We start from the raw sequence: 22,778 nt of genomic DNA on the forward strand, positions 1-22,778 counted from the left end.
AATGAAAAGAACCAGTGTATATTTTCTGCTGTTAGGTGCCGTCGTGTTCCTGAGCGGATTTTCCGGCAAACAAGATCGTAATATGAATGTCAAATCATCTTTAAATGATAGTATAGAAGCCAAAATTGATTCGCTATTGAGCATAATGACCCTTGAGGAAAAAGCCGGACAGATGAATCAGTACAACGGTTTTTGGGAAGTGACCGGTCCTGCACCAAAAGACGGGGATGCCGCATTAAAATATGAGCATTTAAGAAGTGGGCGCGTAGGTTCCATGCTTACGGTTCGCGGAGTTGACCAGGTGAGAGCGGTTCAGGAAATCGTGGTGAATGAATCAAGATTGGGAATTCCGCTTATTATAGGTTTTGACGTCATCCACGGATACAAAACGTTGAGCCCGATCCCTCTGGCTGAAGCTGCCAGCTGGGATATGGAGGCGATAAGAAGATCGGCTGAGGTTGGTGCTGCAGAGGCTGCTGCCTCAGGGATCAACTGGACATTTGCACCAATGGTCGATATTTCCAGAGATGCACGTTGGGGCCGTGTGATGGAAGGTGGAGGGGAAGATCCTTACCTGGGAAGTAAGATCGCCGCAGCAAGAGTAAAAGGTTTTCAGGGAGATGATCTTTCAGATCCATTGACTGTTGCTGCCACCGCGAAGCATTTTGCAGGTTATGGTTTTGCTGAAGCTGGGCGCGAATATAACAAAGCAGACATAGGAATGTCGACTTTATACAATATGATACTGCCACCGTTTAAGGCAGCCGAAGAGGCCGGAGTAAGGACTTTTATGACCGGTTTCAATACTTTGGATGAAATACCTGTGACCGGGAATGAATTTATCCTGAGAGATATCTTAAAGGGAAAATGGGGCTTCGACGGATTTGTAATTTCAGATTATGCTTCGATAGAGGAAATGGTGGTTCACGGTTTTGTAAAAGATGAGAAGATGGCTGCTAAAAAAGCAGTGGAAGCAGGCGTGGACATGGATATGGAAGCCTATTCTTATGTGAATGAGATAATGGGTCTCGTTAAAGAAGGAAAGCTGGACGATTCCCTTGTCGATGACGCAGTGCGAAGAATACTCCGCGTGAAATATGAGCTGGGTCTTATGGATGATCCTTACAAATATCTCGATGTGCAACGTGAAAAAGAAGTGGTTGGAAATCCTGCCCACCATGAAGCAGTTCTGGATATGGCTAAAAAATCCATCGTACTCCTTAAAAATGAAAGAAACCTTCTTCCGCTGAAGAAAAACGGACAAAAAATAGCCCTTATCGGGGATCTTGCAGATGATAAGAACAGTCCGCTTGGAAGCTGGAGAATAGCTTCAGATGACAATACAGCCGTATCTGTACTTGAAGGAATGCAGAAGTATAATGGGAACCAACTTACTTTTGAGCAGGGTGCTCAGCTGGTAGAAGGCGAAGAGTCCTTCTTAACTGAAGTCAACTTCAATACCAGCGATAAAAGTGGATTCCCTGCAGCAGTTAAAGCAGCGAAAAATGCAGATGTAGTGGTGATGGTGCTTGGGGAGCATGGCTTCCAGAGTGGGGAAGGAAGAAGCCGTACAAACCTTGATCTGCCCGGTGTACAACAGGAACTTCTTGAGAAAGTTTATGAAGCCAATAAAAATGTGGTACTTGTCTTAAACAATGGAAGACCTCTTGCCATTGATTGGGCCGCAGTAAACATTCCGGCTATCGTTGAGGCATGGCAGTTAGGTACCCAAACAGGGAACGCAGTTGCTCAGGTGCTTTACGGAGACTATAATCCAAGTGGAAAGCTGCCTATGACCTTTCCAAGGAATGTGGGGCAGACACCAATTTACTATAACCATCAGAATACAGGACGTCCTGAAGATCCCGCGCCGGGAGCGGAAACTGTTTGGTGGTCGCATTATATGGACGTGGAAAAAACTCCCCTGTTCCCGTTTGGCTACGGCTTAAGCTATACCAGTTTTAACTACGACAATCTAAAGCTGAACAAGAATCAGTTTGCAATGGGTGAGAATGTGGAGGTTTCTGTAGACATTACCAATACCGGAAACTATGACGGCAAAGAAGTGGTGCAGCTTTACATCCGGGACCTCTACGGAAGCACAGTGAGACCTGTTAGAGAACTGAAAGGTTTCGAATTACTGGATCTGAAAAAGGGCGAAAAAAGAACTGTGAACTTCACACTGACTGAAGCTGAGCTCGGATTCTATAACAATCAGGGTGAATACATTGTAGAACCGGGAGAATTTGAAGTCTTTGTGGGTGGAAATTCTGTGGAGACATTAAAAGCTTCCTTTATGTTGGGAGAGGAGTAACGGGTCATTTAGTGCCATAATTTTTGGTAATTAATTCAATAGTCTGGATTCCAAACTCTAAAATCCAAAAACACCTGTCAAAAATGGCATTTTTGACAGGTATTTTTGGTCTTCGGAATTGGATAAAAAAACTCTAGAGCTTGATAGGCTGTAGATCTAATACTTCTGCTTCAGGCTTTTCTTCTGTTATCTTATAAAAGGTATTTAACTTCAGATCATTGAAAACCTGTTGTGTACCACTGCCGGCCCATTTTATTTTCACCTCTTTTACTTCCGAAGCATTTCCAAGTCCAATCTGCGCCCTTAAGGTAGAAGCGCCAAAACTACCTCCGGAACTCACCGTATGAAAAATGGTGCGAGGAATACCGTCTTCCATAACTGTTACTTTGATCCTGCTGCCAATGGATGCCCTGTTCGCCTTTGTTCCTTCCAGTTTCAAGGTGATCCAGTTATGCTCATCCTGATATGGATTTAAATAGACTGAATTAAAGAAATTGTCCCCTTGATAGGCTCCTCCCATGACCACCTGGATATCCTGGTCACCATCATTATCAAGATCTGAAAATGAGACGGCGTGCCCTTTCTGAACGTGACCCAAGCCTCCTGCAGTGGTGACATCCTGAAATTTTTCTCCTGAATCATTTCGGAAAACCCGGTTGGGAATAATGGATTCAAAGCTCACTTCGCCAGTGCTGAGGTAGATGTCCGGAAAGCCATCATTATCTAGATCGCCGTAATTGGCGCCCATTGCATAGCCAACTTTGTTCAAACCTACTTCAGAAGAAACATCGGTAAAAACTCCATTTTTGTTCTGGTAAAGGCGCATGGTTTCTGCCTTGTGAGGTTCCTTTTGGTAATCGCTTACTATATCGGGAACTATATTATAAAAGTTACTTCTCTTATATCCAGCCACAAAAATATCCACCCAACCATCGTTATTGTAGTCAAATGACCAGGTAGGGAAAGTGGAAATCTTTTCTCCCAGTCCGCGTTGAGCTCCTTCTTCCTTAAAACTGATATTACCTTTTTTGTCTTTTCCCTGGTTGATAAACAATAAATTTCTTGAAGAATGTAATGTGGAGACATAAATGTCCATCCATCCATCATTGTTATAATCCCCACTGGTTGCGCCCTTGACGAAATAAGACTCTCCTTCTTTACTTACTGCAAGCCCTGCACTGGTGGTAAGATTAGAGAAAGTGCCATCTCCATTATTCCTGTAGAATTCTGAAGGGTGAAAATTCTCCTGGCCGGACTCATTGCCAATGAACAAGTCGATCCATCCATCATTGTCAAAATCTGCCCAGGTGGCAGTCTGGGTAGGGTGAAAGGAAAGCAGGCCGGCTTCTATGGTTACATCGGTAAAGGTGTTGTCGCCGTTGTTTCTAAGCAGGGAATTAGGGTGTTTTCCCAGTTTTTCCATCCAGGCGCCACGTAGAATAAACACATCAAGGAACCCATCATTATTATAGTCGGCAGGGACCATATTCAAACCTCCTTTGACTTCTTTTAGACCTGCAGATGCAGTTTCTTCTACAAATCCACCTTTTCCATCATTGATGAAAAAATTGAGTTTTCCGGAAGGGAACCAGCTGGAAACAAGCACGTCCAAAAGATTGTCATTGTTGAAATCATCTACTATGCTGCCTCCCGAGAGATCATTGACGTTCAAGCCCAGTTTTGGAGCGATATCCTCAAATTTCTTTAAAGGGTATTCAGATTCAAAAACACTTTCGGGGATGAGCCATTTTTCGGGTACACCTTCAGGATATTCCCCCAAAGTCATGTAGGCAATATTCAGAAGCCAGCGGCTATTATAGTCCCGGGAAGTATGCTCTAAAAAATGCTCATAAAGGCCAATTGCTTTTCTGGATCCTTCGGGAGACTGATGATAACCTTCAGGATCAATTGGGATGATACAGGAGGCTGAAGCATTGTGATGATGTATACAATTTTGCTGCTCTCCCAACCGCATATAAGCGATAGCAAGTAAAGGACCTATTTTATCTTCTTCATTTGCATCTAACTGATATCGTAATTCACTTTTATTACTTGCGGCCCATAATCTTTCCAGAATCTCAATGGCCTCTTTTGTTCTGCCCGCATAAAGCAAAGCATCTGCTTTTTTAAGATTGTACCGTTCTTTTTGATTTGGTGGGGCTGCTTTGGAGAGACTATCAAAATAAGAAATCCTTATAGAAGAGGCATAAATATTTTCGGGGATGTAAAATTGTTCTTTAGCCGATTGGTTAATGATCTCGGGCATCGTCTGCTTATCCTCACAAGAGAAAAGACACAAAAAAGAGAAGAAAAAAAAGCCTTTTAGGTACTTCATATTATAAAATGTGTATTTTACACCTCCAAAAATATTAAGTTTAAAACATTATTAAACAAAACTTTACAGATGTTTGCCCTGGCAAATATATAATACAAATCGAACTGTAGCATTTTTGGTAGAAAAAGAGTCTGGTGTTACCGTGAATATGAATTGGCAAAAGCAGGTTTTAGATGTTGCAACCAGTCATTCCTGAAGACTGAAAGACGAAAGGCTGGTAAAACTTCATCCTTTTTATCATTCTTGAGATAGTTCACCTGGTTTTTCTTTAAAATGAAATATTTATTTAGAAAATTAGGAATTTCCTAAATTGCATCTTAATTTAATGTTAATAATACCTCCCAAAAATAGTATTTTCAATGAAGATTTTTTTTAGACTATCTGTAGTTACTGCTTTACTTGTTCTTAGCAGTTGTAAAAAAGAGGATGAGGTTGCAACTTCTGAATCTCCTGAAACTAAAATTTTCCGCACTGTTTCTTCGGAAGAGTCCGCAATCGATTTCAGTAATAATTTAACCGAAAGTGATTCCCTCAATTACTTTAGCTATTCCTATATCTATATGGGGGGAGGGGTTGCTGCCGGAGATATAAATAATGACGGGCTGCAGGATCTCTATTTTACCGGAAATCAGGTGCCAAATAAGCTGTATTTGAATAAAGGGAATCTTGAATTTGAAGATATAACTGAAGCTGCCGGGGTTGCCGGAGACGAACGCTGGTATACAGGGGTCACCATGGCCGATGTTAATGGAGATGGTTATTTAGACATATATCTATCTGTAGGTGGGAAGTTTGAGCCTAAGAATAATCAGCTTTTTATCAATAATGGTGACGGGACTTTTGCGGAAAAAGCCAGCGAATATGGACTTGACGATCCGGGGAATAGTGTGCAGACAACCTTTTTTGATTATGATAAGGACGGGGATCTCGATGCTTACATTGCCAATTATCCCCCAACCAGATTTGATTCTCCAAATTTCATCTACGAGTATAAAATGAAGAATGTAAGTGATTTGGAATCAGATCATTTATTGCGCAATGACGGTGGCAGGTTTACAGATGTTACAGATGAGGCCGGGGTAAGAAGCTTCGGATTATCCCTGTCTGCGACTGTAGCCGATCTTAATAATGACAGCTGGCCAGACATTTACATTTCCAATGACTTTAGCTCTCCAGATTTCTTATATATGAACAATGGAGACGGTACTTTTAGGGAGGTAGTCAAAAAGGCCACTTCGCACACCTCTTTCTTCGGAATGGGTGTAGATATTGCCGATTATAACAACGATGGGAATCTTGATATCTATCAGGTAGATATGTCGGCAAAAGATAACCGGCGGAAGAAGGCCAATATGGCAAGTATGAATCCCGATTTGTTTTGGAGCACAGTTGAATCTGGTTTTCATTACCAGTACATGCAGAATACGTTGCAGACCAACACCGGAGTTTTTGAAGATGATAATCCATTTTTTGCTGACCTGGCCCGTATAACAGGATCTTCTTCTACAGACTGGAGCTGGGGGCCTCTATTTGCCGATTTTAATAATGATGGACATAAAGATCTTTTTGTTAGTAATGGAACAAGAAGGGAGATCAATAATAATGATTACTTCAATAACCTGAAGGACACCCGGGTGGTAGAAGACCAGCTGGAAAAAAGCCTTGCGATTCCTTCTGAGAAAATAGATAATTTCATGTTTCAGAATCATGGGGATCTAAATTTTGAAATAGCCAATAAAAAGTGGGGAATAGAATATGAAGGCTGGTCCAATGGAGTTGTCTATGCAGATTTGGATAATGATGGGGATTTGGAAATTGTTACCAATAACCTCGATGACAAGGCCTCCCTGTTTCAAAATTCAAGTTCAAATCATAACAATTATGTGCAGGTAGTATTTAAAGGTGGTGAAAATAACGCTTTTGGATTAGGAACCAGGGCTTACGTTAAGGCTAATGGAGTTGAACAAATGCAGGAACTCACTCTCACAAGAGGCTTTCAGTCTTCTGTAGCTCCTCTGCTACACTTCGGACTCGCAAAAGCTGATGTTGTTGATGAAATTAGAATCGTCTGGCCTGATGGTAAAGCTGAAACTATGAAGGATGTTGAAGCCAATCAAAGGCTGACTTTTAATTATTCAAATGCAACAGAAAAAGGAGAAGAAGTTTTTTCAGAGAGAGACCTTCTTTTTACGACCACGAGGGATACTGTCTCTTTTCCAAAATATCAACATGTTGAAAATGAGTATAACGATTTTGATAAAGAGGTCCTTTTACCTCATCGCACTTCGACATTTGGACCGGGTGCTGCCGTTGGGGATTTAAATGGAGATGGGAAAGAGGATTTCTTTATTGGGGCAGCTTCTACTTTTGAAGCCGGTTTGTATTTTCAAACTGCCACAGGTTTTGAGAAACAGAGCAGTTCAGCTTTTCAGATAGATAAAAAATATGAAGATCTGGGGGCATTGATTTTTGATGCTAATGAAGATGGTCACAACGATATTTATGTGGTAAGTGGTGGAAATGAATTTAAACCCGATTCAGAATTTCTGCAGGACAGGCTGTATATAAATGACGGTAAGGGTAACTTTCACAGAGATGAAGCAGCATTACCAGAAATGCGAACCAGTGGCTCCAGAGTATATCAAGCCGATTTTGATAAGGACGGAAAACAGGATTTGCTGGTATTGGGACGCCTGGTTCCAGGAAATTATCCTTTGCCGGCCAAGTCTTACATCTTGAAAAATATAGGTGAAAATGGGAAAGCGAAATTTCGGGACATCACAAAAAATATTGCTCCGGAATTTCAGTCCCTGGGGATGGCAACGAGTGCAGAAGTAGTAGATATTGATAAGGATGGATGGCAAGACATAGTTATAGTGGGAGAATGGATGCCCATTCGGGTTTTCAAAAATTCAGAAAAGGGCTTTACAGAAATATCAGAAAAACTGGGGCTGGCAGATACTGCAGGCTGGTGGTGGAGTGTCAAATCGGGAGACTTTGATAATGACGGAGACCTTGACTTTATGGTGGGTAATCTTGGCCAGAACTATAAATATAAAGCTAATGAAGAAGAAACTTTCGACATTTACTTTAATGATTTTGACCAGAACAACAAACAGGATATTGTACTGAGTTATTACAATGACGGGAAAAAATTTCCTTTACGGGGGCGGCAATGTTCTTCGCAGCAGATTCCCGGGATTAAGAGTAAATTTCCCGACTATCAGTCTTTCTCAACCGCAACTTTGGAGGATGTCTATACTAAAGAGGAATTGGATAATTCCCTTCATTACCAGGTGAAATCTTTTTCAAGTGTTTATCTCGAAAACCGGGACGGAAAGTTTTTGCGGCATGAGCTTCCTTCTGGGGCTCAAATTTCCTCCATAAATCAAATTCTTATAGATGATTATGATGAAGATGGGAACCTTGATGCTTTGATCGCGGGTAACCTTTTTTGGTCTGAAGTAGAGACAACAAGGAATGATGCCGGCTATGGATTATTATTGAAGGGGGATGGAACGGGTAATTTTGAAGAAGCCACTGCTTCAGAAAGTGGTTTGTTTATGCCAGGTGACGTGAAAGATATGTTGAGGATGAAAGTTGGTAATAAAAATGTTATCCTGGCTATAAAAAATGATGATGTTTTACAATTCGTTTCATTAAATAATTAATATACCTTTTAGAAGCCATTACAAGACTGAGGGCCTTTTTAAGAGTAGATTAACAAAATAATTCTTATTATTTTGTTAAAGTTTTTCCGAAATCGATTGCGAATTGGAAATGTTTTTTATACATTTATCCATAACTAACTTATAACCAATTAATATGATAGGAAATCGTTTAAAAAGTAGCCTGTTCTTTCTATGCTTCCTGTGCTTTGGATTTATGCCGGCCCAGGAGATCATTACAGGAACGGTTACTGATGCAACCGGTCCTCTTCCCGGTGTAAACGTGGTTCTTGAGGGAACGACCACTGGAACAGTTACAGATTTTGATGGAAATTATACTCTTGAATTGGATGATGACCCGGGTCCAGATGCCAGGCTGATTTTTAGCTATGTGGGCTTTGAAACTCAAAGAATAGCCATAAACGACAGATCTGTTATCAATGTTAATATGGTTTCTGATGCACAGGCATTGGATGATGTAATAATAGTAGGTTACGGAACGCAATCACGAGCTGAGGTCACTGGAGCTATTTCCAGTATAGATACAGAAGAGATAAACAGCCTGCCGGTAGCCACTGCAGAGCAGGCCTTGCAGGGTAGGGCTTCAGGTGTAACCGTTATTAACTCTGGTGCGCCAGGGAATTCTCCTGCAGTAAGGATTAGAGGGCTTGCTACACCTAACAACAACGACCCACTATATGTTATAGATGGTGTTATAGCAGGCGGATTGGGTAGTCTTAATCCCAATGACATTCAGAACATACAGGTTTTAAAAGATGCCTCAACTACTGCTGTTTATGGTTCCAGAGGGGCAAATGGTGTGGTTTTGGTAACCACAAAATCGGGAAGAGCTTCCGATAAAGCACAGTTAAGTCTTGATGTTTATTCTGGAGTACAATTTCTTTCAAATAGGTACGATCTTCTAAATACAGATCAATACATACAGTACGCCAGGGAAATTTCAGAAACTGTTCCGCCGCGTATTACAGATCCACAATATTCAGATTTTCTTGATAATGAAACGGACTGGCAGGATGAAATTTTTAGAACTGGAATTCTTAAAAGTATTACACTTGGTCTTTCCGGAGGTAATGAGAACAGTAATTACAGGTTTTCTGGTGGCTACCTGAATCAGGAAGGAGCTCTTATAGAAACCGAATACGAGCGTTTTAATTTTAGATCTAATAGTAATTTTACTTTTGGGAAATTGCGTTTGGGACAAACATTAAATACAGCTATTACTGTTCAAAATCCTGAAAGATCAGATGGCGGAAGATCTGTTTTGGAACACGCTATAAAATCGGCACCTTATTTAACTGTTTATAATGAGGACAACAGGGGTGGTTTTCAGGGTCCCAACACTGTAATAGATGGTCAGGATGCTGCAAACCCGGTTCGGGTGCAAACTTTAGGAAACGCTGCAAATAAAGGAATTACTCTTTTAGGAAGCCTTTTTGCGGAATATGAAATAATTGACGGGCTTATTTTTAAAAGTCAGGCAGGTTTAGATTACTATAAGTATAATAATAACATTTTTATTCCTTCTTTTGATGATGACAGCGATGGATCAACTGGTGCAATTAATTATGCGCAAATCACTAAAAACAGTGGTACCAATCAATCCTTAACCCTTACCAATAGTTTAAACTATAAGTTCGAAGTTGCAGATTTGCACAATTTTGAAATTCTCGTTTTAGCAGAAGATCAAAGAATTGATGGTGAGAGTCTTGATGCAAGCAGCCAGAATAATATTACCGATGAGGTAGAGGAGTTATCATTAAACCAGGCAGGATTGTCTTCAGAGTCTTTCGAATACAGGAGGATTGGATATTTAGGTCGTGTGAATTATAATTATGATCAAAGATATTTACTTGCGGGATCTTTCCGTAGAGATGCTTCGTCACGCTTTGGTGCCAATAATCGTTGGGGTGATTTCTGGTCTGTTGCTGCAGGATGGAATGTGGCTAAGGAGAGTTTCATGGAAGGTTCAAACATCAACAACCTGAAAATCCGCGGAAGTTGGGGTACGACGGGTAATGACCTTATTGGGAACTATCGTTATTCTACATCCCTGGTAACAAGTTTTCTTTACCCAATTGAAACTGCAGCCGTTGAGGGTACTACAGCTGAAGGTCTTGGAAACCAAAATTTGAAGTGGGAGGAGGTAACTATGAAAAATATAGGGGTAGACATTGGTATCTTTAATAATACTTTTACCGCATCCCTGGAATATTATAGTAACCGTAGTGATGATCTTCTTTATGAATTACCATTGCCGCTTAGTTTAGGCTATAATGTTCCTACTATAGCCTCCAATGTTGGTTCTGTGGAAACAAAGGGTTTTGAGGCCGATCTTGGCTACAATGATTATGAAGGTGAATTTACCTGGTCTGCTAATTTAAATCTGGGAACCAGCAAAAATGAGGTGCTTTCAATTGGAAACCTATCTGAAGTTCCAGGAGGATTTTTTGAAAACGAATATCTTACCAGGATTGCCCCGGGAGAAGCTTTATTTCATTTTTATGGTTTAAAGACCGATGGTATCTATCAGAACCAGGCCGAAGTTGATGCAGTATTTACAGCGAATCCAGAGCAAACCGCTATACAACCAGGAGATATCCGTTTTGTGGACATCAACGGAGATGGTAATATCACAGCTGACGACAAAACCGTAATAGGTAATCCTTATCCAACACTTACTATGGGGCTTAATTTAAGTGCCCAGTATAAGAATTTTGATGCCTCCATATTTATTCAGGGAGCTTATGGACAGGATATCTATAATACCAATATATATGACCTTGAAGGTATGCCAAGACTTTTCAACAGCGGCGTAGCTGTCCTGGATAGATGGACTGGGCCAGGAACCTCAAATACGATTCCTCGTGCTTTGGGTGCTCCTCAAAACCTCTATGCTTCAGACCGTTTTATAGAGGATGGATCTTACACCAGGCTTAAAAACATAAATATTGGGTATACTTTTGATGAAGATGTGTTTGGTGATTCAGTCGCTAATCTTAGGATTTATGTGAGTGGGCAAAACCTGATCACCCTTACTGATTATTCTGGGTTGGATCCCGAAATAGGTGTTGATAATGTATTGTTCCAGGGAGCCGGAGCTATTGGTATTGACAGAGGATTATATCCCCAGCCAACTTCAATAACTTTTGGTGTTCAATTAGGATTTTAAAAAAGAGCAATTATGAAAAGAATAAAAATACTTTTAACAGTCTTTATCACAGTATTCGCTATAAATGGATGTGATGAAGAAGATCTTGAATTAACAAACCCGAGTGGACTTTCCCCTGAAACCTATTTCAGGACAGAAGCTCAGGTGCAGTCGGCTGTAAATGCTGTATATGCAAATTTGCAAACCATAGGGTTGTACACCAGAACTTATTTCTTCGCAATGGATCTCATGTCTCGCGAAGCTTTGGGGAACCCTCAACTGGAAGCAGATAAAAGAGTTTATCTTGAATGGTCTTTTGATGCAAGTCATCCTCCAATCGCTTGGTACTGGGATTCCTGTTACCGCGGGATAAACAAAGCCAATTTTGTGATTGGGAATGAAGAAAGGATCAATGAAATTCCATCTTCGCTTTTAAGCGAAGAGAAAAAAGCGAAATTCATTGGAGAAGCAAAATACATGAGAGCTTTATATTATTTCATGTTGGTAACCCGTTTTGGGGATATTCCACTTATTACTACGGTTCCTGAAGGAGGTGATGGTTTTCCTCGTTCTCCAAAAGAAGATGTCTATGCATTAATTGAAGCAGATCTTACTGATGCCAGCAAATCTCTTCTTAGCAAAGAGGTCGCAGAGGAGGGTAGAGCTACCAATGGTGCTGCTTATGCCCTTTTAGGGAAGGCACACCTGTATCAGGAAGAGTACCAGGAGGCCTTAAATGCTTTTAATGAAATTTATGGGAAGTATTCTCTTGAAGACGATTACTTTAATAATTTCACTGAAGAAAATGAATTTGGACCAGAATCTATTTTTGAAGTTCAATTTGATGACGATTTAGGTAATTCTGCAGTGTGGAATTCCAACTCTTCCGGGGAAGATGCCAATGAGGTTACCTTCCGTGGCCAGGAGTATGGATTTAATGATTGGTTCAATGCTTATCCTTCACCGGCTCTTCTTGATGCATATGAAGATGGGGATATCAGGTTTGAGGAAACCTTTTATACCGATGGAGATTCCTGGGCAGGTGAAAGTATTATCCGTTCAGGGCCCATTCCGGAACCGGTTCCTGAAGACGAGATTTACATACCTCTTGAACGCAGGGCAGCCTGGAGAAAATATCAGAATTATTATAAAGATGTTAATGAAGATCAGGCTTCCGGAATCAATTTCAAAGTGATACGTTATGCCGATGTGCTACTTATGATGGCTGAAGCTGCTAATATCGTAGAAGATCAGGCAACTGCCATAGGGTACATTAATGAGGTAAGAGAAAGAGCTGAGTTAGATCCTCTGCCTTTGACCCTTTCCCAGCAAGAAGTTTTTGATGCTATAGTTCAGGAAAGACTGGTAGAATTAGCCGGGGAACAGGTGCGTTTTCCAGACCTCGTAAGATGGGGGCTTGCTGCAGATTATCTTGGGCAATATGGTTTCCAGGCAGGTAAGAATGAGCTTTGGCCAATACCCAATGATGAAATTTCGTCTAATGATAACATAACCCAGGAAGATCAAAATCCGGGATTCTAATTAGCCTTTTTTAAATGAAAAACCCTTTCAATATACTTGAAGGGGTTTTTTTATTTAATGATATCTATGTTTACCGTTGTCAATCTGCCAGGTATTCATTCAAAGTTGTTGAAAACCCCATATATTTATACTATTCAATCTTTTACATAGCAATGATATTCCTAAAAAAAATCAGATTTCCGCTGTTAACCGGCTTACTTTGTACGATTATTTTCTCCACGGGCTGTAAGAACGAACCAAAAGAAGAGGAGGTTAAAGAGAACCGTCTCGCAGGGGCTAGTAGCCCTTACCTGAGAGGCCATGCAGACAATCCTGTAGACTGGTACGAATGGGGAGATGAAGCCATTGAAAAAGCAAAAGCCGAAGATAAACCTATAATAATTAGCGTGGGATATGCCAGCTGTCACTGGTGTCATGTAATGGAAAGGGAAAGTTTTATGGATTCCAGCGTCGCAGCGATTATGAATCGGGACTTTATTTCAATTAAGATCGACAGAGAGGAACGGCCAGATATTGATAAGATCTACATGAATGCTGCCCAACTTTTGAACGGTAATGGTGGATGGCCTTTAAACGCAGTGGCACTTCCTAATGGAAAACCTTTTTTTGCGGGAACATACTTCCCACCTGAAGAATGGAAAAGTGTGCTAACTCAAATCACGAAAGTTTACAAGGAAGATAAACAATCATTAGTAGAAACTGCTAATGCTTTAACTGAAGGAATTAAAAGTACCAATAGCATAACAGATCTTGAAACTCAAAAAAATAATATTACTGAGACCGATTATCTCACTTTATTGAAAAGCTGGAAGCCAAGATTTGATACAGAAGAAGGCGGGTACCAGGGAGAACAAAAATTTCCATTACCGGTAAACTGGGATGCACTTTTGCAGCATTATTATCTTACACAAGATGAAGAAGTATTGCAAATGGTTAAGACCACCCTGGATAAAATGGCCAGGGGAGGAATTTATGATCAACTGGGAGGTGGATTTTCAAGGTACACTACAGATCCGGAATGGTTGATCCCGCACTTTGAAAAAATGCTCTATGATAACGCACAATTAATCAGTGTTTACTCTAAAGCTTATAAGGTAACTCCTTCAAATGAATATAAAGCAGTTATAGAAGAGAGTATAGAATTTGTAGAAAGAGAGCTGTCAAATGGACAGGGAGGCTTTTACTCCTCTTTAAATGCAGATACAGATGGGGAAGAAGGTAAGTATTACATCTGGACCATTGACGAACTGAGAAACGTCTTAAATACTTCTGAACTTGAGCTGGTAACCAAATTCTATAACATCGAACCTTACGGAAATTGGGAAAAGGGTAACAATATTCTTTTTCGCCAGTTTTCTCCTGAAGAATTCACCCGGAAAGAAGGAATGTCAAATAATGAATTTACTTCTACACTGGCTACTGCGAAAGAAAAGCTTTTCAAGTCGAGACAGGGCAGGAATCAACCTACTGTTGACAATAAATCCCTCACCTCCTGGAATGCCCTTATGGTAGATGCTTATCTCGATGCTTTTCTGGCTATTGGGGAACCACGATACCTCGAAAATGCTATTAAATGTGCCGAATTCATAGATGACAAAATGCTTAGGTCCGATTCAGGTTTATATAGGAGCTACATAGATGGAGAAAGCGGGATAAACGCTTTTCTCGATGATTATGCCTTTTTAAGCAGGGCTTATATAAATCTTTACCAGGTGACCTTTAATATTCAGTGGCTTGAAAAGGCAGAAAAACTAATGCTTTATGCAATCGAACATTTTAAAAATGACGAAAGCAGCATGTTCTTTTATACTTCAGATAATGATAAGAATCTGGTGGCAAGGAAACTTGAACTTGATGACAACGTGATGCCTTCATCCAATTCCGTTATGGCACATAATCTCTTTGTTTTAGGAACGCTCCTGGAAAATCAGGAATACTTAACCATGAGTGAGGAGATGTTGGGGCAAATGTACAATCTCGTTGTGGAAGATCCCTCATTTTATGCAAACTGGACAAAATTAATTGGTACCAAAGCTTTTGGCGCCTATGAGGTTGCAATTGTAGGCAAAGATGCCCGGCAAAAGAATATAAGTATGCAAAGGGAATATTTACCAACCTCTATTTTTATGGGAGGCCAAAATGAAAATTTACCACTCCTGGAAAAAAAACTTGTTGAAGGGAAGACCTTGATCTACGTTTGCCAGAATAAGACTTGTAAATATCCTGTTTCACTGGTAAAAGAAGCTATTCATATAATTGAGAGTTACCGTACTGGCAGGGAAGAAAAGATTAGTATCTGGAATTAATTTTTCCTGAATTCGTTCTTATCTTTACAACTTCTAACCCACTATAAATGCTGAATTATCCTATAAAATTCGAACCCATCCTGAAAGAAAAGATCTGGGGTGGTAATAAGTTAAGAACCATATTAAATAAAGATTCCAATCGGGAAGACCTTGGTGAGAGCTGGGAAATTTCGGGTGTGAAAGGCGATATTTCTGTAGTACAAAATGGTGCTCTAAAAGGGCAAACACTAAATGCCCTTTTAGAGGAGTATAAAGAAGGACTTTTAGGCAAGAAGAACTTTAAAAAGTTTGGAGCTGAATTTCCGCTTTTGATCAAATTCATTGATGCCAAAACCGAACTTTCAGTACAACTGCATCCGCATGACGATATCGCCAAAAAACGCCACAATTCCTTCGGAAAAACCGAAATGTGGTACATCATGCAAGCCGATGAAGGAGCAGAGATCAATGTGGGCTTCAAAAAGAGCATTTCCAAAGAAGAATATTTGGAACATCTCAACTCCGGGAAGATCACCGAATTGCTGAACTTTGAAAAAGTAGAAAAAGGCGACTCATTTTTTATCAATACAGGGAAAGTTCATGCCATTGGTGCCGGGGTCCTTCTGGCAGAGATTCAGCAGACTTCCGATATTACTTATCGGATCTATGACTGGGACAGGGTAGATGCTGAAGGTAATTCTCGCGAACTGCACACCGATCTTGCTCTTGATGCGATAGACTTCGAGAAAAAAGATGATTTTAAAAGGACTTATAAAAGAGAAGAAAATCATTCTACCAATATAGCCAGCTGTGAATACTTTACTACCAATTTTCTTCCGGTTAAAGGGGAGATTGTAAAAGATTACGCTCAACTGGATTCATTCGTCATCTACATGTGTGTTAGTGGTGATGCTGAAATTAGTGTCAGTGGAAATTCTGAAAAAATAGTTCAGGGACAAACCTTACTTATTCCGGCAGAAGTTAAGGAGGTGCAAATTACTTCCGAAGGCGTAGAGCTGCTCGAGGTTTTTGTTCAATAAATTGAATTACAGTAAAAAAACTCTTCAAAAATGTCATTTTTGAAGAGTTTTTTTTTGTTAGTCACCTAATTAATTTATTTCCCGGTTACGTTCATCTCCAGGCTAAAAAGAGAATCCATTGCTGTAATAAACAAGGTCTTTCTGTCTTTTCCGCCAAAAGTGACATTGGCTGTCCATTCTTTATTTACGGGAATGTGAAGTATCTTTTCTCCGGCACCGTTAAAAACCGTTACGCCGTCTCCCGTGAGGTAGACATTACCCTGCTCGTCTATGGTCATACCGTCAGATCCCATTTCGGTGAACAGCGTCTTGTTTTCTAATTTTCCGTCTTTCCCTATACTGTATTTCCAGGTTTTGTTGTCTTCAATATCGGCCACGTAAAGAGATTGACCATCGGGAGTTCCAATAAGGCCATTAGGTTTTACAAGACTGTCTGCAGCCATAAAAAAGCCCTTTTTATCGGGAGTCATGTAATAGACCCGTTGCTCTTTTATAGGTTGTTTGCTGTGACTCCAGTAAGACCGCTGGTAAAAAGGATCGGTTAAAAATATTCCTCCATCCGGCGCCACCCAAAGGTCGTTGGGGCCGTTTAACCTTTGGCCTCTAAAATTATCCCGCAGCACTTTTATTTCTTTGTTGGGGCTTATTTGCCATAGTTCCGAATATTTATCGGCTGCAGCATAAAGATAGCCTTCAGCATCAAAGTAGAGACCATTGGCTCTACCCGATTCTTCCATGAAAACCGAGACCTGGCCGTCATTTGCAGACCATTTGTAAATTTTGTTGTTAGGTTGATCGGTGAAATAAACGTTGCCCTGGGCATCGGCAGCAGGCCCTTCAGTAAACTCATAACCATCGGCCACGAGTTTTAGTTCGGCACCTTCGGCAATCAAATTGTTTTCCTGGGCTTTTCCTGAAATGCTGAACATGATAATTACAGCACAAAAAGTGTAGAGAATCTTCATTAACTATATTTAATTTGAACGCTGTGAAGGTAAATGTTTTTCAAGATTCTGCTGTAATCCTACTCAATTTCTTCAGCAAAACTGGAGGCTGGTAAGCCTGCTTCATTGAAAATATTTGAAGTGCCGGTGTTGCGCCATGAATAGCGGACTCCAACAGGGTCTTTTATTTCTCTCACATTCAATTCAATGGTATTGTTTTTAATGCTGAATTTTACCGGCTTAAAATTTCCGTCTTTTCCTGCTACTTCAAATTGAGAGGCCTGATTTTCTTTATCCAGGCTTAATTTTTCGGCATTACTGAAGGTTATCTTAAGCTTATTTTTATTCTTTTTAATTTCTGAAACAAGCGGGGCATGTGCAGCGGTTTCTCTTCCGTAGACATCATTTAGTGCGAGTGCGGCAAAGCGCAGCCCCACATCTTCTTTGTTACGCGGGTGAATGTCTTTAATGTCTCCAATGTCACTGGTCATAACCATCCCGGTTTTTGGCATTTTAAGCACCCTGCGCTGGGCATCTCTCACTTTCACTCCCCAAAAATTGTCACCATACCCATAAGGTGCAATTTGGGCATAGAAAAACGGAAGTTCTTTATGCCATTTTTGACGCCAGGAATTGATAAGCGCCGAAAATATTTGCTCGTAATGATCGGCGTTATCTGTATTTGATTCTCCCTGGTACCACAGTACACCGGCAAGTTCAAATGGTACCAATGGGGCAATCATTGCATTGTAGAGCAAGCCTGGATCCCGTGGTCCCCATTCTGTATTGGGGAGTATTTTGGCTGCTTCAGTCAATTCTTCACTATTTTCTATTACTTCAGAAGGCATCCATACTTCAGCCGGAGTACCGCCCCAGCTGGAGTTTATAAGTCCCACCGGTACACCAAGTTCTTTATTGATCTTTTTTCCGAAGAAATAAGCCACTGCACTAAAGTATTTCATAGTTTCGGGTGTACTTGCTACCCAGCTTCCGTCGAGATCCTGTTGAGGGCAGGAGGCGGTTCTATTCAACACCGTGAAGAAACGAATCTGGTCATTCTCTGCATCTGCAATAGCAGCTTCGGCATTGTCTATTCCGGCAGCTGCAGTCCATTCCATATTAGACTGGCCGCTCACCAGCCAAACCTCTCCTAAAAGCACATTTTTGAGTACTACAGTATTATAACCTGTAATGCTCACTTCCTGCGGACCTCTAATATCGGGAGTGGGGAGCATGATCTCCCACTTTCCATTCTTCCCTACAGTAGTTTGAAGCGTTTCGCCGGCCCAGGTGGTCGAAATTTTCACCACTTCGCCCGGTTTTGCCCAACCCCAGATTTTTACATCCGAATTGCGCTGTAGCACCATATTGTCTGAAAATACTGAAGGTAGTGAGATGTTCGAGAAAGCGTCAACAGGGGCCATAAAGAAGATAGCTATGAGTAAAATTAAAATTCGCATGTTATTCTTTTTTTGAGATTGTTTCAATCTTTTCGAGTTCTTCTTTAGTAAAATCGAAATTTTTTAAACCGTCGATATTATCCTGAAGTTGTGAAACGCGACTCACACCCACTAAAACTGAAGTGACTCTATCATCTTTTAACAGCCAGGCTATAGCCATTTGTGCAAGGGACTGGTCGCGGTTTTGAGCAATTTCATTGAGCTGCTTCACCTGTTCTAAAAGTCTGGGAGTGATCTTATTTTTGTCGAGATAACCGCCTTCAATTGCTGCCCGGGAATCGGCAGGGATACCATCCAGGTATTTGGAGGTAAGAATGCCCTGCTCCAGGGGAGAAAAGACGATGCTGCCCAGGCCTTCTTTTTCGAGGGTGTCTAAAAGGCCATCTTCAACCCACCGGTCAAACATGTTGTAGCGGGGCTGATGTATAATAAATGGCGTACCCAGGTTCCGGAGAATTTCTGCTGCTTTTGCCGTTTGTCCTGCCGAATATTGTGAAACGCCCACATATAGGGCTTTTCCCTGTCTCACGATTTGATCCAGCGCTCCCATAGTTTCCTCAAGTGGAGTGGCAGGATCGGGGCGGTGATGATAGAAAATATCCACATAATCCAGTCCCATTCTCTTGAGAGATTGATCCAGGCTGGCAATAAGATATTTGCGCGACCCGAAGTTGCCGTATGGCCCCGGCCACATATCCCAGCCGGCCTTGGTTGAAATAAGCAGCTCATCGCGATACGCCTGAAAATCTTCTTTGAAGATCTTGCCAAAATTGGTTTCTGCCGAACCGTATGGAGGTCCGTAATTGTTAGCCAGGTCAAAGTGTGTTATTCCGTTGTCAAAAGCTGTTCGCAGCAGCTGTCGTGAATTTTCAAAGCTGGTGGTATTCCCGAAGTTGTGCCACAGGCCAAGGGAAAGTAGCGGCAGTTTTATACCACTTTTGCCGCAGCGGCGATAAATCATTTTTTCATAGCGGTCTTCGGCGGCGGTATATTTATTCATGTGTGTTTTTATTAAGAAGTTTTTGGTAAAAAGGCAGAAGTTTTTCAGCCATAAGTTCATGGTCTTCCAGGGCAGGATGCCCGGTGCAACCTGAAGCATTCATTTTTTCAAACTCAAAGACAGCAATAGACCTGTCCGGGAATTCATTTTTAATGTCTTTCAGAATCCTTATTAGCTCCTGTCCTTCTTTTTCCCCGGTCATTGGGCTGGAGATAAGCGCAATTTGAGTATCGGGATAGACCTCATACAAGGCTTTGATAAAACCTATGTAGTTCTCTTTAAAGCTCTCTTCTTTAAACGGAAGACGTTCCTTTTTTCCATCTCCCACAGAAAAATCATTGGTGCCAAGGGCAATACTTACAATGTCTGGTACATCATCTTTTTTGATCTCTGCCCGTTTACCCTGTTCCCCGTTAAGGTGCAGGTAAGGATAAACCTGCGGCATTACAGGCTGGTCTTCGTCATTCCAGTTTCGGTACATGCCCATGCCCGAGACGCAGTTTACTTCAAAATCTACATCAAGCATTCGTGCCACACGTGGCCCATAAGCCATGTAGGCACTGTGTTGATCATACCATTCTCCTTCTTCACAATCAATTTCACTGGTATCGGCGCCCATTCCACAGGTAATAGAATCGCCTATAAACTCGATCTTTGCGCGTTTTTCTTCGGAAGTTTTTTCGATCTTTTGTGCTCTTAGGCCATTGAAGATTAAAAGGCCGTTAGAGGCTTCAGTTTCTTTGTAGATGGCCAGGGTATTGGCTGAATCTTTCTTCGGAAGTGGGAATTTGAGGCTGTCTTTGGTAATCCTGAAGCGGCCTTTGTACTCGTCATTCAACTCTACCGCTACGTAATGGTGCTCTGCACCGTCACTTTTCATGAAAATGGTAACCGTGTCGCCATAAACATCTGCTTTTACTGAAGAAGCCGAAGCAATGAGCTTTGTGCCTTCACTCGATGGTAAGATGCGGCCGGAGTAGGTAAAGCTTTCATTTTGAGGTTCAAAAAATTTGTTTTTGGGAAGTTCTTGTTCCGTTTTGCAGCTGCTGAAAAGAATAGCTGTAATAAATAAAATAAGGAGGCGCATTTTTTGCTATTTTGGAGACCCTAATTTACGGTTTTCCTGCAGATCCTTATTTACCGATTCTTTCAAATTCTGATATTATTTTAAAAAAAATGTCCGGGGGTAAATTTACCCCCGGACATTTTGAATGTATTTTTTAAATAATTAATGCTACCTCTCGTAGATGCCGTCGTAAAGGTCCTGGTAAAGCTTTATGATGTTGCGGCGTTTTAGCTTCATGGTAGGAGTGAGGTGTTCGCTCTCAATACTCCAAACATCGGGTGTAAGTTCAAATTTTTTGATCTTTTCCCAGCTTCCGAACTTTTGATTGTAAAAGTCTACTTCCTCCTGGATACGTTTTTTAACCTCTTCGTTATGAATAAGATCGGCATTACTCGGGCCTACTTCTATGTGTTTTCTTTTTGCCCATTCCCGAACAAATTCAAAATCGGGTTGTATGAGTGCAGCTGGCATTTTTTCACCCTCGCCAATCACCATTAATTCAGCAATAAAACGCGACTGCTTCATTTGGTTCTCTATAACCTGGGGTGCAACATATTTTCCGCCAGAGGTCTTGAACATCTCCTTCTTGCGGTCGGTGATCTTCAGGAACCCTTCGCTGTCAAGCTCTCCAATATCTCCGGTGTGAAAATATCCGTCCCCGTTAATAGCTTGTTTTGTTTTCTCAGGTTCTTTGTAGTAGCCCATCATTACATTGGGTCCTTTACAAAGTATCTCGCCGTCTTCAGCGATCTTTACCTCTACATCTTTAAGGACTTTCCCTACCGTTCCAATCTTGAAACCGTGGTTTCTTTGGTCATTAACAGCAATTACAGGAGAAGTTTCGGTTAAGCCGTAGCCTTCCATCACCGGGATTCCTGCAGCTGCAAATACGCGGGCAAGTCTTGGCTGCAGTGCCGCACTTCCCGATACAATAAGTTCAATTCTACCACCCAGACCTTCTTTCCATTTAGAGAACACCAGCTTTCTGGCAATCTTAAGTCGGGTTTCATACCACCAGCCATTAGCTCCGTAAGGCTCGTATTCAAGGCCAAGTTCAACTGACCAGAAGAAAAGCTTTTGCTTAACACCGCCCACGGTAGATCCTTTTGCAATGATCTTGTCGTACACCTTTTCCAGCAGCCTTGGTACAGCCGAAATCACATGTGGCTTCACCTCCTTCAGGTTGTCACTTATCTTGTCTATAGATTCAGCAAAATGAATAGAAACGCTGTAGTACTGATAGAGGTAGAGGATCATCCTCTCAAAAATGTGACATACGGGAAGAAAGCTGAGAGAAGTGTAGGTTCCAAACTCGAATGGTACGCGGTCTGAACTCAGCAGTACATCGCTAACAATGTTCTTATGGCTTAACATTACCCCTTTTGGTCTTCCGGTAGTTCCCGAAGTATAGATCAGCGTTGCAAGATCATCTTCTTTAACTGCCTTTTTTCGCGCCTCAACTTCATCCTGATTAGATTGGTCTTCCCCCATTTTCAGGATTTCTTTCCAGTTATCGGCTCCGGGAATTTCATCAAAGGTGTAAACACCTTTTAATTGTGTGTTACTGCGAATGGTATTAACCTTGTCAAGTATCTCTTTATCTGATACAAAACAATAAATAGACTCACTGTGATTGAGCACATATTCATAATCTTCTTCAGAAATGGTAGGGTAGATAGGTACATTTTGGGCACCCAGCTGTAAGATCCCAATGTCCATTATGTTCCATTCAGTCCGGTTACTGGTCGAGATCACTGCGATCTTATCATTGGGCTGAATGCCCAGTCGTAGCAATCCGCGGCTCATGGCGTTGGCCTGGTCTACATATTCCTGAGAAGAAAGGGCTTCCCATTTCCCATTATACTTGGTGACCAGGGATTTTTCCCGTGGTGCGTTTTCTAATTGGAAATAGGGAAAGTCAAAAAGTCTTTTTATTTCAATCATTTATTGATTTG

At 41.2% G+C, this 22,778-nt stretch carries 12 protein-coding genes; 6 read left to right on the plus strand and 6 right to left on the minus strand.

The window, feature by feature from the left end:
• Position 1: 1 nt before the first annotated feature.
• Positions 2-2,314 (plus strand): beta-glucosidase BglX, encoded by a 2,313-nt coding sequence (bglX, locus tag ACQ93I_RS04070; protein ID WP_431697261.1) that lies wholly within the window; start codon positions 2-4, stop codon positions 2,312-2,314.
• Positions 2,315-2,447: 133 nt separating this feature from the next.
• On the opposite strand, the gene ACQ93I_RS04075 is transcribed toward bglX, so the two are convergent.
• Positions 2,448-4,649: a CRTAC1 family protein gene (locus ACQ93I_RS04075; protein ID WP_431697262.1), complete on the minus strand. Its 2,202-nt coding sequence runs from the start codon at positions 4,647-4,649 to the stop codon at positions 2,448-2,450.
• A gap of 359 nt (positions 4,650-5,008) precedes the next feature.
• On the opposite strand from ACQ93I_RS04075, the gene ACQ93I_RS04080 reads away from it, so the two are divergent.
• The 5 genes from ACQ93I_RS04080 to ACQ93I_RS04100 all read left to right on the plus strand — a co-directional run bounded on the left by ACQ93I_RS04080 (position 5,009) and on the right by ACQ93I_RS04100 (position 16,353).
• Entirely contained in the window at positions 5,009-8,320 is a 3,312-nt protein-coding gene (locus tag ACQ93I_RS04080) for an FG-GAP-like repeat-containing protein (protein WP_431697263.1), read from the plus strand.
• Positions 8,321-8,474: 154 nt separating this feature from the next.
• Entirely contained in the window at positions 8,475-11,507 is a 3,033-nt protein-coding gene (locus ACQ93I_RS04085; protein WP_431697264.1) for a SusC/RagA family TonB-linked outer membrane protein, read from the plus strand.
• 12 nt (positions 11,508-11,519) lie between these two features.
• Entirely contained in the window at positions 11,520-13,028 is a 1,509-nt protein-coding gene (locus ACQ93I_RS04090; protein ID WP_431697265.1) for a RagB/SusD family nutrient uptake outer membrane protein, read from the plus strand.
• A gap of 152 nt (positions 13,029-13,180) precedes the next feature.
• Positions 13,181-15,334 (plus strand): thioredoxin domain-containing protein, encoded by a 2,154-nt coding sequence (locus ACQ93I_RS04095; RefSeq protein ID WP_431697266.1) that lies wholly within the window; start codon positions 13,181-13,183, stop codon positions 15,332-15,334.
• Between the two features lie 47 nt (positions 15,335-15,381).
• Positions 15,382-16,353 carry a type I phosphomannose isomerase catalytic subunit gene (locus ACQ93I_RS04100; RefSeq protein ID WP_431697267.1) on the plus strand — a complete coding sequence of 324 codons (972 nt, stop codon included), beginning with the start codon at positions 15,382-15,384 and terminating at the stop codon, positions 16,351-16,353.
• Between the two features lie 74 nt (positions 16,354-16,427).
• Here ACQ93I_RS04100 and ACQ93I_RS04105 read toward each other — a convergent pair whose 3' ends face one another.
• The 5 genes from ACQ93I_RS04105 to ACQ93I_RS04125 form a co-directional block, all read right to left on the minus strand.
• Complete coding sequence (locus ACQ93I_RS04105; protein WP_431697268.1) at positions 16,428-17,318, minus strand: SMP-30/gluconolactonase/LRE family protein; 891 nt, start codon at positions 17,316-17,318, stop codon at positions 16,428-16,430.
• A 59-nt stretch (positions 17,319-17,377) separates the two neighbouring features.
• Positions 17,378-18,757 carry a sialate O-acetylesterase gene (locus ACQ93I_RS04110; RefSeq protein ID WP_431697269.1) on the minus strand — a complete coding sequence of 460 codons (1,380 nt, stop codon included), beginning with the start codon at positions 18,755-18,757 and terminating at the stop codon, positions 17,378-17,380.
• 1 nt (position 18,758) lies between these two features.
• Positions 18,759-19,757: an L-glyceraldehyde 3-phosphate reductase gene (gene mgrA / locus ACQ93I_RS04115; RefSeq protein WP_431697270.1), complete on the minus strand. Its 999-nt coding sequence runs from the start codon at positions 19,755-19,757 to the stop codon at positions 18,759-18,761.
• Complete coding sequence (locus tag ACQ93I_RS04120) at positions 19,750-20,844, minus strand: GDSL-type esterase/lipase family protein (RefSeq protein WP_431697271.1); 1,095 nt, start codon at positions 20,842-20,844, stop codon at positions 19,750-19,752. The genes mgrA and ACQ93I_RS04120 overlap by 8 nt, the downstream gene beginning before the upstream one ends.
• 147 nt (positions 20,845-20,991) lie before the next feature.
• On the minus strand, positions 20,992-22,767 hold the full coding sequence (locus tag ACQ93I_RS04125; RefSeq protein ID WP_431697272.1) for an AMP-dependent synthetase/ligase: 1,776 nt from the start codon (positions 22,765-22,767) through the stop codon (positions 20,992-20,994).
• Positions 22,768-22,778 lie beyond the last annotated feature (11 nt).

Origin of the sequence: Salinimicrobium sp. WS361, from assembly GCF_050750585.1 — a bacterium.
Lineage (GTDB): Bacteria > Bacteroidota > Bacteroidia > Flavobacteriales > Flavobacteriaceae > Salinimicrobium.

What these genes read in the sequence shown, in the direction of transcription:
- bglX (WP_431697261.1), top strand. Translation starts at nt 2, where the DNA reads ATGAAAAGAACCAGTGTATATTTTCTGCTGTTAGGTGCCGTCGTGTTC.
- ACQ93I_RS04075 (WP_431697262.1), bottom strand. Translation starts at nt 4,649, where the DNA reads ATGAAGTACCTAAAAGGCTTTTTTTTCTTCTCTTTTTTGTGTCTTTTC.
- ACQ93I_RS04080 (WP_431697263.1), top strand. Translation starts at nt 5,009, where the DNA reads ATGAAGATTTTTTTTAGACTATCTGTAGTTACTGCTTTACTTGTTCTT.
- ACQ93I_RS04085 (WP_431697264.1), top strand. Translation starts at nt 8,475, where the DNA reads ATGATAGGAAATCGTTTAAAAAGTAGCCTGTTCTTTCTATGCTTCCTG.
- ACQ93I_RS04090 (WP_431697265.1), top strand. Translation starts at nt 11,520, where the DNA reads ATGAAAAGAATAAAAATACTTTTAACAGTCTTTATCACAGTATTCGCT.
- ACQ93I_RS04095 (WP_431697266.1), top strand. Translation starts at nt 13,181, where the DNA reads ATGATATTCCTAAAAAAAATCAGATTTCCGCTGTTAACCGGCTTACTT.
- ACQ93I_RS04100 (WP_431697267.1), top strand. Translation starts at nt 15,382, where the DNA reads ATGCTGAATTATCCTATAAAATTCGAACCCATCCTGAAAGAAAAGATC.
- ACQ93I_RS04105 (WP_431697268.1), bottom strand. Translation starts at nt 17,318, where the DNA reads ATGAAGATTCTCTACACTTTTTGTGCTGTAATTATCATGTTCAGCATT.
- ACQ93I_RS04110 (WP_431697269.1), bottom strand. Translation starts at nt 18,757, where the DNA reads ATGCGAATTTTAATTTTACTCATAGCTATCTTCTTTATGGCCCCTGTT.
- mgrA (WP_431697270.1), bottom strand. Translation starts at nt 19,757, where the DNA reads ATGAATAAATATACCGCCGCCGAAGACCGCTATGAAAAAATGATTTAT.
- ACQ93I_RS04120 (WP_431697271.1), bottom strand. Translation starts at nt 20,844, where the DNA reads ATGCGCCTCCTTATTTTATTTATTACAGCTATTCTTTTCAGCAGCTGC.
- ACQ93I_RS04125 (WP_431697272.1), bottom strand. Translation starts at nt 22,767, where the DNA reads ATGATTGAAATAAAAAGACTTTTTGACTTTCCCTATTTCCAATTAGAA.